This is a genomic window from Streptomyces sp. JH14 (assembly GCF_029428675.1).
GTDB lineage: Bacteria > Actinomycetota > Actinomycetes > Streptomycetales > Streptomycetaceae > Streptomyces.
Genome location: NZ_JAJNEL010000001.1, coordinates 4,511,406 through 4,527,388 on the forward strand (window position 1 = coordinate 4,511,406; position 15,983 = coordinate 4,527,388).

General features: G+C 71.3%; 15 protein-coding genes. 5 read left to right on the forward strand and 10 right to left on the reverse strand.

From position 1 onward, the window contains the following. Position 1: 1 nt before the first annotated feature. Positions 2–994, reverse strand: a complete 993-nt coding sequence (deoC, locus tag LRD69_RS20490) for a deoxyribose-phosphate aldolase (protein WP_277328003.1) — start codon at positions 992–994, stop codon at positions 2–4. A 135-nt stretch (positions 995–1,129) separates the two neighbouring features. Here deoC and LRD69_RS20495 point away from each other — a divergent pair, with 135 nt between their 5' ends. Beyond that, the gene (locus LRD69_RS20495) at positions 1,130–1,768 is read left to right on the forward strand and encodes a PH domain-containing protein (RefSeq protein ID WP_277328004.1); all 639 of its coding nucleotides are present in this window, start codon (positions 1,130–1,132) and stop codon (positions 1,766–1,768) included. 427 nt (positions 1,769–2,195) lie between these two features. Here the strand turns inward: LRD69_RS20495 and LRD69_RS20500 are convergent, their stop codons facing one another. From LRD69_RS20500 to LRD69_RS20510, 3 genes are all read right to left on the reverse strand, one after another. Then, positions 2,196–3,839 (reverse strand): phospho-sugar mutase, encoded by a 1,644-nt coding sequence (locus LRD69_RS20500; RefSeq protein ID WP_277328005.1) that lies wholly within the window; start codon positions 3,837–3,839, stop codon positions 2,196–2,198. 191 nt (positions 3,840–4,030) lie between these two features. Further along, positions 4,031–4,855 carry a purine-nucleoside phosphorylase gene (locus LRD69_RS20505; protein WP_277328006.1) on the reverse strand — a complete coding sequence of 275 codons (825 nt, stop codon included), beginning with the start codon at positions 4,853–4,855 and terminating at the stop codon, positions 4,031–4,033. Positions 4,856–4,960: 105 nt separating this feature from the next. After that, the gene (locus LRD69_RS20510) at positions 4,961–5,398 is read right to left on the reverse strand and encodes a gamma-glutamylcyclotransferase (protein WP_030914674.1); all 438 of its coding nucleotides are present in this window, start codon (positions 5,396–5,398) and stop codon (positions 4,961–4,963) included. A gap of 262 nt (positions 5,399–5,660) precedes the next feature. Here LRD69_RS20510 and LRD69_RS20515 point away from each other — a divergent pair, with 262 nt between their 5' ends. Together LRD69_RS20515 and LRD69_RS20520 are read left to right on the forward strand one after the other, a co-directional pair. Then, the gene (locus LRD69_RS20515) at positions 5,661–7,100 is read left to right on the forward strand and encodes an NAD(P)H-quinone dehydrogenase (protein ID WP_277328007.1); all 1,440 of its coding nucleotides are present in this window, start codon (positions 5,661–5,663) and stop codon (positions 7,098–7,100) included. Positions 7,101–7,277: 177 nt separating this feature from the next. Next, entirely contained in the window at positions 7,278–8,240 is a 963-nt protein-coding gene (locus tag LRD69_RS20520; RefSeq protein ID WP_277328008.1) for a DeoR/GlpR family DNA-binding transcription regulator, read from the forward strand. A gap of 132 nt (positions 8,241–8,372) precedes the next feature. On the opposite strand, the gene LRD69_RS20525 is transcribed toward LRD69_RS20520, so the two are convergent. Both LRD69_RS20525 and LRD69_RS20530 read right to left on the reverse strand, forming a co-directional pair. After that, positions 8,373–8,972, reverse strand: coding sequence for a TetR/AcrR family transcriptional regulator (locus LRD69_RS20525; protein WP_277328009.1), 600 nt, complete (start codon positions 8,970–8,972; stop codon positions 8,373–8,375). Positions 8,973–9,123: 151 nt separating this feature from the next. Continuing rightward, entirely contained in the window at positions 9,124–10,878 is a 1,755-nt protein-coding gene (locus LRD69_RS20530; protein ID WP_277328010.1) for a biotin carboxylase N-terminal domain-containing protein, read from the reverse strand. A gap of 412 nt (positions 10,879–11,290) precedes the next feature. On the opposite strand from LRD69_RS20530, the gene LRD69_RS20535 reads away from it, so the two are divergent. Further along, on the forward strand, positions 11,291–11,758 hold the full coding sequence (locus LRD69_RS20535) for a hypothetical protein (RefSeq protein WP_277329809.1): 468 nt from the start codon (positions 11,291–11,293) through the stop codon (positions 11,756–11,758). Positions 11,759–11,935: 177 nt separating this feature from the next. On the opposite strand, the gene LRD69_RS20540 is transcribed toward LRD69_RS20535, so the two are convergent. From LRD69_RS20540 to LRD69_RS20555, 4 genes are all read right to left on the reverse strand, one after another. Beyond that, a complete protein-coding gene (locus LRD69_RS20540; RefSeq protein WP_277328011.1) occupies positions 11,936–12,547 on the reverse strand; it encodes a nucleoside triphosphate pyrophosphatase in 612 nt (203 codons plus the stop codon). A 65-nt stretch (positions 12,548–12,612) separates the two neighbouring features. After that, positions 12,613–12,741 carry a hypothetical protein gene (locus LRD69_RS20545; RefSeq protein WP_277328012.1) on the reverse strand — a complete coding sequence of 43 codons (129 nt, stop codon included), beginning with the start codon at positions 12,739–12,741 and terminating at the stop codon, positions 12,613–12,615. 183 nt (positions 12,742–12,924) lie between these two features. Further along, positions 12,925–13,131 (reverse strand): acyl-CoA carboxylase subunit epsilon, encoded by a 207-nt coding sequence (locus LRD69_RS20550; protein ID WP_277328013.1) that lies wholly within the window; start codon positions 13,129–13,131, stop codon positions 12,925–12,927. 14 nt (positions 13,132–13,145) lie between these two features. Beyond that, positions 13,146–14,729, reverse strand: coding sequence for an acyl-CoA carboxylase subunit beta (locus LRD69_RS20555; protein ID WP_277328014.1), 1,584 nt, complete (start codon positions 14,727–14,729; stop codon positions 13,146–13,148). A 190-nt stretch (positions 14,730–14,919) separates the two neighbouring features. Between LRD69_RS20555 and LRD69_RS20560 the strand changes: the two genes are divergently transcribed. Then, entirely contained in the window at positions 14,920–15,786 is an 867-nt protein-coding gene (locus LRD69_RS20560; RefSeq protein WP_277328015.1) for a biotin--[acetyl-CoA-carboxylase] ligase, read from the forward strand. The last annotated feature ends 197 nt before the right edge of the window (positions 15,787–15,983 follow it).

Below are 15,983 nucleotides of genomic sequence, written 5' to 3' on the forward strand. Positions count from 1 at the left end.
ATCAGTCCACCGTCACGTAATCGGGGCCGGAGTAACGGCCGGTGCTGAGCTTCTGGCGCTGCATCAGCAGGTCGTTGAGCAGGCTGGAGGCGCCGAAGCGGAACCAGTGGTTGTCCAGCCAGTCCTCGCCGACGGTCTCGTTGACCAGGACGAGGAACTTGATCGCGTCCTTCGAGGTTCGGATGCCGCCGGCTGGCTTCACACCGATCTGCACCCCGGTCTGCTGCCGGAAGTCGCGCACCGCCTCCAGCATCAGCAGGGTGTTCGCGGGCGTGGCGTTCGTCCCGACCTTGCCGGTCGACGTCTTGATGAAGTCCGCGCCCGCCAGCATCCCGAGCCAGGAGGCGCGGCGGATGTTGTCGTACGTGGAGAGCTCGCCGGTCTCGAAGATGACCTTGAGGCGGGCGTCGGTGCCGTCGGCACGGGCGCACTCGGCCTTCACGGCGAGGATCTCCTCGTACACCTTGAGGTAACGGCCGGAGAGGAACGCACCCCGGTCGATCACCATGTCGATCTCGTCGGCCCCGGCCGCCACGGCGTCGCGGACGTCCGCGAGCTTGACGTCGAGCGCGGCGCGTCCGGCCGGGAAGGCCGTCGCGACGGACGCCACCTTCACGCCGGAACCGGCCAGCGCGGCGGCGGCCGTCGCCGCCATGTCGGGGTACACGCAGACCGCGGCGGTGCGCGGGGTCGTGCGGTCGGTCGGGTCGGGGTTGACGGCCTTGGCGGCGAGAGCCCGGACCTTGCCCGGGGTGTCCGCGCCTTCCAGTGTCGTCAGGTCGATCATCGAGATGGCGAGGTCGATGGCGTACGCCTTGGCCGTCGTCTTGATCGAACGGGTGCCGAGGGACGCGGCGCGCGCTTCGAGGCCGACGGTGTCGACGCCGGGCAACCCGTGCAGGAAGCGGCGCAGCGCACTGTCGGACGCGGTCGCGTCGGAGAAGGGGATACCTCCCACGCGTTCGGCCGTGGTGGAGGGTGCAGTGGTGGGCATGGTCACCAGGGCAGCATATCTACGCGCGTAGCGGCCTGTACAGGGGGGCCCGCTTTCCGGGTTTGTGCGGGCACCGGTCCTGCGGGCGGCCGCCCGCTCCGTCGTACGTCTTGAGCATCATGCAGAATTGGGCCCATGACGAGCCCCACGCCCCCCGCCGAGCCCACGTACGCCGACCGGGCCTTCCGGTCGCCCGCCGGGCTGGTGGGCGGTGTGCTGCTGATCCTGCTCCTCGGCTGGATGGGCATCGACGCGGCGTTCCGGGGCCACGGACGGGTGCCGTGGCTGGCACTGTCCGGGCTGCTGACGATCGTGCCGCTGATCGTCGCGTTCACGCTGCGCCCGGCCGTGTTCGCGAACGACCAGCGCATCCGGATCCGCAACCCGTTCCGGACGATCACGATGCCGTGGACGTCGGTCGCGGGCATCCGGGCCAGGTTCTCCACCGAACTGTTCACCGAGGACGGCAAGAAGTACCAGCTGTGGGCGGTGCCGGTGTCGCTGCGGCAGCGGAAGAAGGCGGCGCGGCAGCAGTCGCGCAAGTCGCAGGATGATCCGCACCGGCGGACGTCGGTGCATGCGGACGTCCGGGACACGACGGCGCGGACCGCGGCGACGGATCAGGCGGTGGCGGATCTGCAGGAGCTCGCCGAGCGGGCGGCGGCCGGCGGCGCCGACGGCTCCGGGGTGGTCGAGGTGCGGTGGGCGTACGAGGTCATGGTGCCGGCGGTGGTGGGCGCCGTGGTGTTGGCCGTGCTGCTGGCGATCGGCTAAGGGCCGTCCCGCAATCCCTGGCGGGCGCACGACGCCGGCTGCGGCCCCTCGCCGCGTTGTCGGAACGCCCGAATACGCCCCGTACGAGGACGCCCCTCCGCCTTGCGATGCACCACATCCGACGCCGCGCGCTGATCCACCAGGGATTACGGGACAGCCCTCAGGCGGACGACGCACGGCCTTCGGCTGTGCGTCGTCCCTCGTCCTCATGGCATCGAGAGGCCTGCCCGATCCGGCCGGGAGCTGTCCTCACGCGCCGGGCATGCGGTGGTCCGACGCTGTGGCTCTGGGCGGCCCCGGCGCCGGCAGGGACTCACCGGTGCAGTGGTGCGGACGACCGCCTCGACCACGGCGGCGCGGTCCGCACCAGCAGCGGGCCGGGCCGGGCGCATGCCGGGCCCGAACCCGGCCGAAGGGGCGGAGCCGCTCAGATCCCCGCGGCCGCCGACAGATCCCGCTTGATCCCGGCGAGCAGCTCGGCGCCTTTCGCGCGGGCGGCGGAGAGCTCGCCCGCCGAACCGACCGGCACCACGACCTCCAGGTAGCACTTGAGCTTCGGCTCGGTGCCGCTCGGGCGGACGACCACCCGGGCGCCCTGCAGGTGGTAGCGGAGCCCGTCGGTGGGCGGCAGGTGCTCCGTACCCTCCGACAGGTCCTCGGCCGAGGTGACGGCGAGGCCCGCCAGTGCGGTCGGCGGGGTGTCGCGCAGCCGCCGCATGGCGTCCGCGATGACCGAGAGGTCCTCCACCCGGACCGACAGCTGGTCGGTGGCGTGCAGCCCGTACTCGACCGCGATGTCGTCGAGGAGATCGAGGAGCGTGCGCCCCTGCTCCTTGAGCACGGAGGCCAGCTCGGCGACGAGCAGTGCGGCCGTGATGCCGTCCTTGTCGCGTACACCGTCGGGATCGACGCAGTAGCCGAGCGCCTCCTCGTACCCGTACCGCAGGCCGTCGACGCGGGCGATCCACTTGAAGCCGGTCAGCGTCTCCTCGTACCCGTTGCCCGCCTTTTCGGCGATCCTGCCGAGCAGCGACGAGGAGACGATCGATTCGGCGAAGACACCGGTGGCACCGCGGGCGACCAGATGCGCGGCGAGCAGCGCGCCGACCTCGTCGCCGCGCAGCATCCGCCAGCCGCCGTCCACCGCGGTGTCCGGCACGGCCACGGCGCAGCGGTCGGCGTCCGGGTCGTTGGCGATGACGAGGTCCGGGTTCGCGCGCCGGGCGGTGGCGAAGGCGAGATCCATCGCGCCGGGCTCCTCCGGGTTGGGGAACGCGACGGTGGGGAACGCCGGATCGGGCTCGGCCTGCTCGGCGACGAGCACGGGGGCGGGGAAACCGGCGCGGGCGAAGGCGGCGGTCAGGACGGACGTGCCGACGCCGTGCATCGCGGTGTACACCGCCTGGGCGGTGCGCGGGGACCCGGCGGTGAGCACCGCGTCCGTACGGGCCAGATAGGCGTCCAGGACCTCGTCGCCCAGGATCTCCCAACCGCTCTCCGGCCGGTCGACGCCCGCCAGCGGGCCGACCGCTGCGATCGCGTCGGCGATCTCGCCGTCGGCCGGGGGCACGATCTGCGAGCCGTCACCGAGGTAGACCTTGTAGCCGTTGTCGCGCGGCGGGTTGTGGCTGGCGGTCACCTCGACACCGGCGACGGCACCCAGGTGCCTTATGGCGTACGCCAGGACGGGGGTGGGCAGCGGGCGGGGCAGGACCGCCGCCCGCAGGCCCGCGCCCGTCATCACGGCCGCGGTGTCACGGGCGAAGTCGGCGGACTTGTAGCGGGCGTCGTACCCGACGACGACCAGGCCGCCGGCCTGTCCCTGCGCCTTCAGATACGCCGCGAGCCCGGCGGCGGCACGGATGACGACGGACCGGTTCATCCGCATCGGACCGGCCCCCAGCTCACCGCGGAGCCCGGCGGTACCGAACTGCAACGTGCCGGCGAACCGTGCGGCGAGCGCGTCGAGGTCCTCGGTGTCGATGAGCTTGGCGAGCTCGTCGCGGGTCTCGGGGTCGGGGTCCTCGGCGAGCCAGGTCCTGGCCCGGGCGATGAGGTCCTGCTGCTGCACGGTGTCCGCCTTTCGGGGTGAGTGGTGTGTGTGGTGGGGCGGGGTGGATGACGTGGCGCGGGGTGGGCCGCTGCGCGGGGCCCGTTCCCCTGCCCGCCCCTTCCCGAAACCGGCTCCGCCCCGGCCCCCGGTCCGGAGGTCCGGGGCGGCGGCCCCGGAACGGGCCGCCGAAGGCGGCCCGCCCGGCCTGATCAGATGCGGTCCAGCACCCGCGCCAGCAACGACCCCATGCGCGCCGCGGAATCCCGTCCCGCCTGCAGCACCTCTTCATGGTTCAGCGGCTCCCCGCTCAACCCGGCGGCCAGATTGGTGACGAGCGAAATGCCCAGCACCTCCGCCCCTGCCTCCCGCGCGGCGATCGCTTCGAGCACGGTCGACATGCCCACCAGGTCGCCGCCCATCACGCGCACCATGTTGATCTCCGCCGGAGTCTCGTAGTGCGGGCCGGGGAACTGCACGTACACGCCCTCTTCGAGCGTCTCGTCGATCTCCTTGCACAGCGCGCGCAGACGCGGCGAGTACAGGTCGGTCAGGTCGACGAAGTTGGCGCCGACGATCGGCGAGGCCGCGGTCAGGTTGATGTGGTCGCTGATCAGGACCGGCTGCCCGGGGCGCATGCCCTCGCGCAGACCGCCGCAGCCGTTCGTCAGGACGACGGTCTTGCAGCCCGCGGCGACGGCGGTACGGACGCCGTGCGCGACGGCGGCGACGCCACGGCCCTCGTAGAAGTGCGTGCGGCCGAGGAAGACCAGGGCGCGCTTCTCCCCGATCCGGTACGAGCGGATCGTGCCGCCGTGGCCCTGGACGGCCGGCGGCGGGAAGCCGGGGAGTTCGGTGACCGGGAACTCGGCTTCCGGCGTGCCGAGCGCGTCGCCCGCAGGTGCCCAGCCGGAACCCATCACGAGGGCGACGTCGTGGGTCTCGGCACCGGTCAGCTCGCGCAGGCGGGCAGCGGCGTCGGCAGCGGCGGCGTGCGGGTCGCCCTGGATGTGGTCCGGAATAACAGATGCGTTCACGCGGATGAGCGTAACCGGTGATTCCCTACGCGCGTAGATGCCCCTGCGCAGAGTCTCCGCACGGCCCTTCGTACTTTCACACAGAAGCCGACGGGAGCCCGCGGCTCAGCAGGGGCGTTTGCGCAGCTCCATCACATAGTCGTGCGGCGCGCCCGCCGACTCCGCGGCGTCCGCCAGCTCGCCCAGATAGCGGGCGGAGGGCAGTCCGCCCTCGTACGCGTTCAGCACGTACATCCAGGCCGGCTCCTCGCCGTCCAGGGTGTGCACCCGCACCCGCATCCGCCGGTAGATGTCGAGCCCGACACCCTCCCAGCGGTCCATGGAGTCCTCGTCCATCGGCGCGAGGTCGTACAGAGCCACGAAGACCTGCGAACGCGGCGCCTCCACCACGGTGGCCAGCGCGCCTTCCCAGCCCATCTGCTCCCCGCCGAAGGTCAACCGCCAGCCGTTGAGCCAGCCGGTGCCGCGCAGCGGGGAATGCGGTGCGCGGCGGGTCATCAGCCGCGCGTCGAGGTTGCCGGCGTACGCGGCGTAGAGCGACATGGTTCCGAGGGTACGGGAGGTGGCCCCGGGAGCGGAGAATCCTGTGACGAAGTCCCTGCCGAACGCCGAGGCAGGGGAGCGTGTCGGCGTCCTCGCCGCGGCCCGCCCGGGGGCTCGTCTCACGTATGGAGGGCCCCGGGGCGAAGCATCTTGGCGCGTGCGGGACAATGGAGTACGTACTGCATTCCCCCGGGGTGATCCCCCGGACCCCCGGCCGGGGCGGCAGACGGCCGCGGGATGACATACGCGAGGCGGACTTTTCGTGACCCGGATCGTGATCATCGGCGGCGGACCCGGCGGGTACGAGGCGGCACTGGTGGGCGCCCAGCTCGGCGCGGAGGTGACCGTCGTCGACTGCGACGGCCTCGGCGGCGCGTCGGTGCTCACCGACTGTGTGCCCTCGAAGACCCTGATCGCGACGGCAGAGGTGATGACCACCTTCGACTCTTCGTACGAGGAGCTGGGCATCATCGTCGCCGACGACACGCCGCACATCGAGCAGGCGGCGCGGGTGGTCGGCGTCGACCTCGGCAAGGTCAACCGACGGGTGAAGCGCCTCGCGCTCGCCCAGTCCCACGACATCACCGCCTCCGTCACCCGTGCGGGTGCACGGGTCGTGCGCGGCCGGGGCAGGCTCGTGGGCCTCCAGGCCGCCGACGGCTCCCGCAAGGTCGTCGTCACCGCCGCCGACGGTACGGAGGAGGCGCTCACCGCCGACGCCGTGCTGATCGCGACCGGCGGCCACCCCCGGGAGATCCCGGACGCGCTCCCGGACGGCGAGCGCATTCTCAACTGGACCCAGGTCTACGACCTCGACGAGCTCCCCGAGGAGCTCATCGTGGTCGGCTCCGGTGTCACCGGTGCCGAGTTCGCCGGTGCCTACCAGGCGCTCGGCTCGCGCGTCACCCTCGTCTCGTCCCGCGACCGGGTGCTGCCCGGCGAGGACCCGGACGCGGCCGCCGTGCTGGAGGACGTCTTCCGGCGCCGCGGCATGAACGTCATGGCCCGCTCGCGCGCCCAGGCGGCGAAGCGCGTCGGCGACCGGGTCGAGGTGACGCTCGCCGACGGCCGCGTGATCAGCGGCTCGCACTGCCTGATGGCGGTCGGCGCGATCCCGAACAGCGCGGGCATGGGCCTGGAGGAGGCGGGGGTCCGGCTCAAGGACTCCGGCCACATCTGGACCGACAAGGTCTCCCGCACCAGCGCTCCCGGCGTCTACGCGGCCGGTGACGTCACCGGCATCTTCGCGCTCGCCTCGGTCGCCGCGATGCAGGGCCGGATCGCGATGTACCACTTCCTCGGTGACGCGGTCGCCCCGCTGAACCTGAAGACCGTCTCCTCGAACGTCTTCACCGACCCGGAGATCGCCACGGTCGGCTACACCCAGGCGGACGTCGACTCCGGCGTGATAGACGCCCGTGTGGTGAAGCTGCCGCTGCTGCGCAACCCGCGCGCCAAGATGCAGGGCATCCGGGACGGCTTCGTCAAGATCCTGTGCCGGCCCGGCACCGGCATCGTGGTCGGCGGCTGCGTCGTCGCGCCGCGGGCCAGCGAGCTGATCCACCCGATCTCGATCGCGGTCGACAACAATCTGACGGTGGAGCAGATCGCAAACGCCTTCACTGTGTACCCGAGCCTGTCGGGATCGATCGCAGAAGTGGCACGTCAGTTGCACACCCGGAAGCGCGCAGGCGAGGCGTAGGAACCCGGCATTCCCCGGCAACCCCCGGCAACTCAGGCGGGCGGAGCGTCGGAGGCCGGTCAGTAGGGAACAACAACGGGGCCGCCTATACCACTTGGTGGCCCCGTGTATGTACAACTTCTGTTATTCGGCGCAAACTGCTGAAAACCCCCGGGTGGTCACGTTACTGTCAGTTTCGTGTTCGCTGCAGAACGTCGTCAGTTGATCCTCGAAATGGTGCGCGCCAACGGGGCGGTATCGCTCCGTGAGCTCGCCCGCGTCGTCCAGACCTCCGAAGTGACCGTACGGCGGGACGTGCGGGCACTGGAGGCAGAAGGACTCCTCGACCGCCGTCACGGCGGTGCGGTACTGCCGGGCGGTTTTACGCGGGAGTCCGGCTTTCCGCAGAAATCCCATCTCGCCACCGCGGAGAAGACCGCCATCGCCGACCTGGCCGCGGGCCTCGTCGAAGAGGGCGAGGCCATCGTCGTCGGTGCCGGTACGACCACGCAGGAGCTGGCCCGCCGGCTCGCGCGGATCCCCGGCCTGACCGTCGTCACCAACTCACTGCTGGTCGCCCAGGCGTTGGCCCATGCCAACCGGGTGGAAGTGGTGATGACGGGTGGCACCCTGCGCGGCTCCAACTACGCCCTGGTGGGCAGTGGAGCGGAACAGTCGCTGCAGGGCCTGCGGGTGTCGCGTGCCTTCCTGTCCGGAAGCGGGCTCACCGCGGAGCGCGGGCTGTCCACGTCCAACATGCTCTCGGCGAGCGTCGACCGGGCACTGGTGCAGGCCGCCGCGGAGGTGGTGGTCCTCGCCGACCACACCAAGCTCGGCTCCGACACCATGTTCCAGACGGTGCCCACGGATCTGATCACCCGTCTGGTGACGGACGAACCCCCGGCCCACGACGACCGGTCCGCCACCGAGCTGCAAGCGCTGGCCGATCAGGGTGTACAGATCGCGGTGGCCGGTGCGGGGACGGGGCCGGTCGGGACCGACTCCCTGCCGTCGGGACGTCAGGCACGCCGCGACATGCCGTTGCCCGGTCAGCGGCGTACGCACGGGGGTCCCGGACCGCAGCTGCGCAGCGCGTCGGCGTCCTTGGCGGACCCGTCCCCGGGGGACCGGGCCAGGGTGGCGGACCTGCGCCGCCGCTGAGGGGCGGTCCCGCAATCCCCGGCGGGCGCAGGCGGAATGTCGAGCCGCTCCAGGGCCCCCATGCCGTGAGGTCATGGGGGAGTTGTGAGGAGCGCGGGGGCCCCGGGTGCGGCGCCCCCGGTTTCGGCGCCCTCAACCACCGGCCGCCCGCGGCCCCTTCAACCCCTGCAACGTCAACGTCAGCAGCCGGCCCGCCAGCGCCGGATCCTCCGGCGCCTGCTCCGCCGCCAACGCAATGGCCTTCGTCAGCTGCATCAAGTCACCGATCGACACATCCGCTCGTACCGTGCCACTCGCCTGCGCCCTGGCCAGCAGCCGCGCCCCCGCATCGCGCAGCGGCACATTGCAGTCGGACAGTGCCGAAGTCTCGTCCTGCGACGTCGACATGAGCGCCTGCGCAAGCCCCCGGTACTCACCCGCATGAGTGATGATCGCGCCCAGCCACTCCACCAGGCCGCCGCACGGATTGTCCGCCTCCGCCAGCTCGTGGGAGCGCGTGAGCAGTTCGGCCAGGGCTTCCTGGAAGACCGCGCTCATCAGCGCGTGCCGGTTCGGGAAGTGCCGGTACAGCGTGCCGATCCCCACCCCCGCCCGGCGTGCGATGTCCTCCAGCGACGCGTCCGTGCCGTGTTCGGCGAAGGCCGTACGGGCTTCGCCGAGCAGCCGGTCGTAGTTGCGGCGCGCGTCGGCGCGCATGGGCCGGCCCGGCGTCTGTGCCGTGCTCATCGCCATCGCGCAGTCCTCCCTCTTTCCGCCCCTGGGTCCAGGATGCCATCGCGCAACCGCAGGACGTCTCCCTCCGTGGCGCCGCCGAACAGCCGAGGCCCCCGCGGAGTCGGTCGTACGACTCAGCGGGGGCCTCGGCAGAACGCTTCGCGCCCGATCAGTCCTTGATCTCGCAGATGACGGCGCCCGACGAGATCGAGCTGCCGACCTCGGCGGCGAGTCCCTTCACCGTGCCGGCGCGGTGGGCGTTGAGCGGCTGCTCCATCTTCATGGCCTCCAGGACGACGATGAGGTCGCCCTCCTTGACCTCCTGGCCCTCCCCGACGGCGATCTTGACGATCGTGCCCTGCATCGGGGACGCGAGGGTGTCGCCGGAGACCGCGGAGCCGGTCTTCTTCGCCGCGCGCCGCTTGGGCTTGGCGCCCGCCGCGAGCCCGGTACGGGCCAGGCTCATGCCGAGCGACGACGGCAGGGAGACCTCGAGGCGCTTGCCGCCGACCTCGACGACGACCGTCTCACGGCCGGTCTCCTCCTCGGCCTCCACGTCGGCGGGGGCGGCGAAGGGCTTGATCTCGTTGACGAACTCGGTCTCGATCCAGCGGGTGTGGATACGGAACGGGTTGCTGGTGAACGCCGGGTCGGCGACGACCGCGCGGTGGAACGGGATCGCGGTGGCCATGCCCTCGACGTTGAACTCGGCCAGCGCACGCGCCGCCCGCTGCAACGCCTGCTCACGGGTCGCACCCGTCACGATCAGCTTCGCCAGCAGCGAGTCCCACGCCGGGCCGATCACGGAACCGGACTCGACACCCGCGTCCAGCCGCACGCCGGGACCGGTCGGCGGCGCGAACACCGTCACCGTGCCCGGAGCCGGCAGGAACCCGCGCCCCGGGTCCTCGCCGTTGATCCGGAACTCGAACGAGTGCCCCCGCACCGGCGGGTCGTCGTAACCGAGCTTCTCCCCGTCCGCGATCCGGAACATCTCCCGGACCAGGTCGATGCCGCTGACCTCCTCGGTCACCGGGTGCTCCACCTGGAGACGGGTGTTCACCTCGAGGAACGAGATCGTGCCGTCCACACCGACCAGGAACTCCACGGTCCCCGCACCGACGTACCCGGCCTCCTTCAGGATCGCCTTCGACGCCGCATACAGCTCGTCGTTCTGCGCCTGGGACAGGAACGGCGCCGGAGCCTCCTCGACCAGCTTCTGGTGACGCCGCTGCAGGGAGCAGTCACGCGTCGACACGACGACGACATTGCCGTGGCTGTCGGCCAGGCACTGCGTCTCCACGTGCCGCGGCTTGTCCAGGTAGCGCTCCACGAAGCACTCGCCTCGCCCGAACGCCGCGACCGCCTCACGCACCGCCGAGTCGTACAGCTCCGGGATCTCCTCCAGCGTCCGCGCGACCTTCAGCCCGCGACCGCCGCCGCCGAACGCCGCCTTGATCGCGATCGGCAGCCCGTGTTCCTTCGCGAACTCCACGACCTCCGCGGAACCCGACACCGGATCCGGCGTGCCTGCGACCAGCGGGGCGCCGGCGCGCTGGGCGATGTGCCGGGCGGCGACCTTGTCGCCCAGGTCCCGGATCGCCTGCGGCGGCGGGCCGATCCACGTCAGCCCCGCATCCAGCACCGCCTGCGCGAACTCGGCGTTCTCCGACAGGAACCCGTAACCCGGGTGGATGGCGTCCGCACCCGAGTCCTTGGCCGCCTGCAGCACCTTGGCCATGTCCAGGTAGCTGGCTGCCGGGGTGTCACCGCCCAGAGCGAATGCCTCGTCGGCCGCACGTACATGCAGAGCGTCCCGGTCCGGGTCCGCGTAGACGGCCACGCTCCCGATCCCGGCATCCCGGCACGCCCGAGCAACACGGACAGCGATTTCGCCACGGTTGGCGATGAGCACCTTGCGCACGATGGCTCCCTCCTTGAAACAAGCTGAGTTTAGGGACTACCGACACGGCCTTACGACCCGTCCCCATTGGTGAGCTTGCCCACACGGAGCGTGATTCGAGGCTTGCTCGAGGCGCGAAATCCCTTGTGACACCACGGTACGCCGGGATCGATGACCGCACAGTAGCCACGAGGTGTGGTCCAGGTCTCTGTTCGATCGAGGCTCGGGTTCCGGCGTTTCTTTGTGGAGAACCTACTAATGGGCGGGTATTTCTTTGCGCGACGCACGCGGGGCGTGACAAGTGGAGCGCATCCGGGCCGCGAGAGGCCGGAGCGGGGCGATCAGTACCGCCGGAACTCTTGTCCGAATGATTACCGGTTAGTAGGGTCCGCGCTACCGCACTTACTACAGGTAACAAGGGGTGAGCGCCGTGGTGCGCAGACCGGTGGCGTTCGTGGCCGCGATCGTGCTGCTGGGGGAGGCAGTGGGCATGGTGCTGCTCAACGGCATCCTGGCGACGGTCGTCGACAACCAGCACATGTCGCTCGCCGGGCTGGACCCGGCCGCCATGTCCACCGGGGCATGGGTGATGGGCGGTGTCGCCGGCCTCTACCTGCTGCTGTGCGGCCTGGTCCTGCTGCTGACCGGCATCCGCGACCGGATTCCCGGGCGCGTCGGACGGATCGCGCTCATCAGCTGCGCCGTGCTGCACGGGGTGCTGGGCGCGCTGACGGTGGGCCTGGTCGGCTGGGCCGCGTTCGCCTTCATGATGGTCGTGCTCGCCATGATCGTGCTCACGCTGGTCGCGTACGGTAACGGAAGCGTGAGCGGAACCGGAAGCGAAACCGCCGCCCCGGACGACAACGGCGACGCCGCAGAGAGTGCTCCGGCGCCCGCGTAGGGGCCGTCCCGTCATCCCTGGTGGATCAGCCGCGGCGTCGGATGTGGCGCACCGCACGGCGGGGGATCGTGCTCGTACGGCGCGTGTTCGGGTGTTCCGGCAACGCGGCGAGGTGCCGCGGCTGTGGTCGTGCGCCCGCCGGGGATGCTGGGACCGCCCTTAGCCCGTTCGGGGGTTTCAGACCCACAGATCGGTGACCGAGAAACCCAGTTGGCCCAGCAGCCGGCGCAGCAGCGGCAGGGAGAGGCCGATGACGTTGCCGTGGTCGCCCTCGATGGAGTCGACGAACGGGGCCGAGCGGCCGTCCAGCGTGAAGGCGCCCGCGACATGGAGCGGTTCACCCGAAGCGACGTACGCGGAGATCTCGGCGTCCGTCGGCTCGCCGAACCGGACGAGGGTGGACGCGGTCGCGGAGGCCGCGCGCCCGGTCGCGGTGTCGAACACACTGTGGCCCGTCTGCAGGACGCCGGTCCGGCCGCGCATGGATTTCCAGCGGGCCGTGGCCTCCTCGCTGTCGGCCGGCTTGCCGAGCGCCTTGCCGTCGAGCTCGAGAACCGAGTCGCATCCGATGACGAGGGCGCCCGCCGCCTCGGGCCGGGCGGCCACGGTGGCGGCCTTGGCCTCGGCGAGCACAAGTGCCAGCTCGGCGGGTGTCGGGGCGGACAGTGCGTCCTCGTCCACCCCGCTGACGATCACCTCCGGCGCGAACCCGGCCTGACGCAGCAGGGCGAGGCGGGCGGGGGAGGCGGAGGCGAGCACGAGTCGGCGCTGATCAGTCATGCCGGTCATCGTAGAAGCACCGGGCGCGTCACAGGACCACGCGCCCGCAGGCAGGTCCGGCACCGGGCACGGCCTCAGCGCGTGCCCAGTACGAACATCGCGATCACCATTGCGCACGCGAGCACGAGGCCCACCCGCCGCATCATGTCCTGGGCGTCGCGCAGCTCTTTGGGGGGCTTGTTCTCGGGGTCCGACCACAGCATGGTCCCGATCCTGCTGCGGCCGCTGCCGGGCCGCCTGAGTACGGGTACTCAGCCGCCCCGTGCGCACGGACCAGATCGCTCCGTGGTGATATGGCGACATGGCGACAGGCCCGGAACCCCACCGGGGTTTCCGGACCTGTCGAAGACGCTCATCGACCCCGACGGGCCAGGGCCGGAAAGGCCCTACACGGGCCAGTAGGTCCGTGCCCAGGCGCGTGGGCCGGGGCGGGGCCGGTCGTGGCGCGCGATGCGGCCGGGGTCGGACCATTGCTCGGGCAGGTCCGGCCCGTCGGGCGGTACGGCGGCCGTGGCCGCGGCGCGTGCCTGGACCACCGCGAGTGCGGCGGCCAGTTCCTCCGGGGTCGGGTTGCCCCGTATGACCTTGATCATGGTCAGGACCCTTTCTAGAGGGGGATGTTGCCGTGCTTCTTCGGGGGCAGGGATTCGCGCTTGGTGCGCAGCTGGCGCAGGCCCTTGACCACGTGGGCCCGGGTGTCGGACGGCATGATCACCGCGTCGACGTAGCCGCGCTCGGCCGCCACGTACGGGTTGAGCAGGGTGTCCTCGTAGTCGGCGATCAGCTCGGCGCGGGTGGCCTCGATGTCGTCCGCGGCTGCGATGGTGCGGCGGTGCAGGATGTTCACCGCGCCCTGGGCGCCCATCACCGCGATCTGCGCGGTCGGCCAGGCGAGGTTGATGTCCGCGCCCAGGTGCTTGGAGCCCATGACGTCGTACGCGCCGCCGAACGCCTTGCGGGTGATCACGGTGATCAGCGGGACGGTCGCCTCCGCGTAGGCGTAGATCAGTTTGGCGCCGCGGCGGATGATGCCGCCGTACTCCTGGTCGACGCCGGGCAGGAAGCCGGGGACGTCGACGAAGGTCAGCACGGGGACGTTGAAGGCGTCGCAGGTGCGGACGAAGCGTGCGGCCTTCTCGCTCGCGTTGATGTCCAGACAGCCCGCGAACTGCATCGGCTGGTTGGCGACGATGCCGACGGGGTAGCCCTCGACGCGCCCGAAGCCGGTGATGATGTTCGGCGCGAACAGGGCCTGCGTCTCCAGGAACTCGCCGTCGTCCAGCACGTGCTCGATGGCGGTGTGCATGTCGTAGGGCTGGTTCGCCGAGTCGGGGATGAGGGTGTCGAGCTCGCGGTCCTCGTCGGTCGTCGCGAGATCCGCCGTTTCCGGGAAGGCGGGTGCCTCGGAGAGGTTGTTCGACGGGAGGTACGACAGCAGCGACTTGACGTACTCGATGGCGTCCTTCTCGTCGCCCGCCATGTGGTGCGCCACACCGGAGGTGGTGTTGTGCGTGCGGGCTCCGCCCAGCTCCTCGAAGCCGACGTCCTCGCCGGTGACCGTCTTGATGACGTCGGGGCCGGTGATGAACATGTGCGAGGTCTTGTCGACCATGACCGTGAAGTCGGTGATCGCGGGGGAGTAGACCGCGCCGCCCGCGCACGGTCCGACGATCAGCGAGATCTGCGGGACGACACCCGAGGCGTGCACATTGCGGCGGAAGATCTCGGCGAACAGGCCGAGCGCCGCGACACCTTCCTGGATGCGGGCGCCGCCGCCGTCGTTGATGCCGATGACGGGGCAGCCGGTCTTCAGTGCGAAGTCCATCACCTTGACGATTTTCTCACCGTAGACCTCGCCGAGCGACCCGCCGAAGATGGTGAAGTCCTGCGAGTACACGCAGACGGGGCGGCCGTCGACCGTGCCGTAGCCGGTGACGACACCGTCTCCGTACGGGCGGTTCTTCTCGATGCCGAAGTTGGTGGAACGGTGCCGGGCGAACTCGTCGAGCTCCACGAAGGAGCCCTCGTCGAGCAGGAGATCGACCCGCTCACGGGCGGTCAACTTGCCCTTGGCGTGCTGCTTTTCGACCGCGCGTGCGGATCCGGCGTGGGTCGCCTCGTCGATACGGCGCTGCAGGTCCGCGATCTTGCCCGCGGTGGTGTGGATGTCGATCTCTTCCGGCTCGGACATCGGGTGGCGGCTCCCTGCCTGGTCACGGGGACGACTTACTGGTGGGTTCTGCGGCTGCGCGCGAGGCCGTGTGCGCGGCGACTGCCGGTCCGGCAGCTGCCGGTCGGACTCTGAACAGCTACTGATCCGTAGCGTATCGGCGCGGATACGGTTCGGCAGTGCGTCGTTTGCCACACCTAGGGTGGCTTGCATGACACCTCCGGATGCGTCACCGAACCGCTGGTCGGACCTGGACCGGCCGCCTCTGAACGTCCCCGCGCTGCGCCGTGGGCTGCTGCGGCCGGGCGCGCTGTGGACCTCGCTCGACGTCGTGGACTCCACCGGGTCCACCAACACCGACCTCGCCGCACGGGCGGCGGAGCTCGTCGAGGGCACCGTCCTGGTCGCTGAGGAGCAGACCGCGGGCCGCGGCCGCCTCGACCGGTCCTGGACGGCGCCGGCCCGCTCGGGGCTGTTCTTCTCCGTCTACCTCGTCCCCGGCGACGACGTGCCGGTCCACCGTTGGGGCTGGCTGCCGCTGCTCGCCGGTGTCGCGACCGCCACCGGTCTGGCAAAGGCGGCAGGCGTCGACACGGCACTCAAATGGCCCAACGACCTGCTGGTCGATGTCGCGGGAGAGGAACGCAAGGCGGGCGGCATCCTGGCGGAACGGGCCGGGAACGGCGTCGTCATCGGCATCGGTGTCAATGTCACCCTGCGCGCGGCCGAACTGCCCGCCCCGACGGCCGCCTCGCTGTCGCTGGCCGGGGCGGTCTCCACGGACCGGGAGACGCTCCTGCGCGGCGTGCTGCGCTCACTGGACCACTGGTACGGCGAGTGGCGTGCGGCAGGCGGTGACGCGGCGCGGAGCGGCCTGCAGGCGGCGTACGCGGCAGGCTGCGCGACGCTGGGCAGGACGGTACGGGCCCAGCTGCCCGGCGACCGGTCGGTCGTCGGCGAGGCGGTGGCGATCGACGGCGACGGCCGCCTGGTCCTGTCCACCGCCGACGGCGTCCAGGAGCCGCTGTCGGCGGCCGACATCATCCACCTGCGCGGTACGGACGACACCCTCACCTGAGCACACCCGGCCCGGGCCCCCGCTTGCCGTCCCCGGGCCGCTCCCGGCCCCTGCCCGGTGGAAGGCACCCCAGGGGCCACACCGCACGCGCCCGGCCCGCCACCGGCTGTTCCCGGGCCGCGCCCGGCCCCCCTGCCCGATGGCGGCCCCGCACGGAGCCCCGCCCCGCGTACCCGGCCCTTTCCTGCCCGATGGCG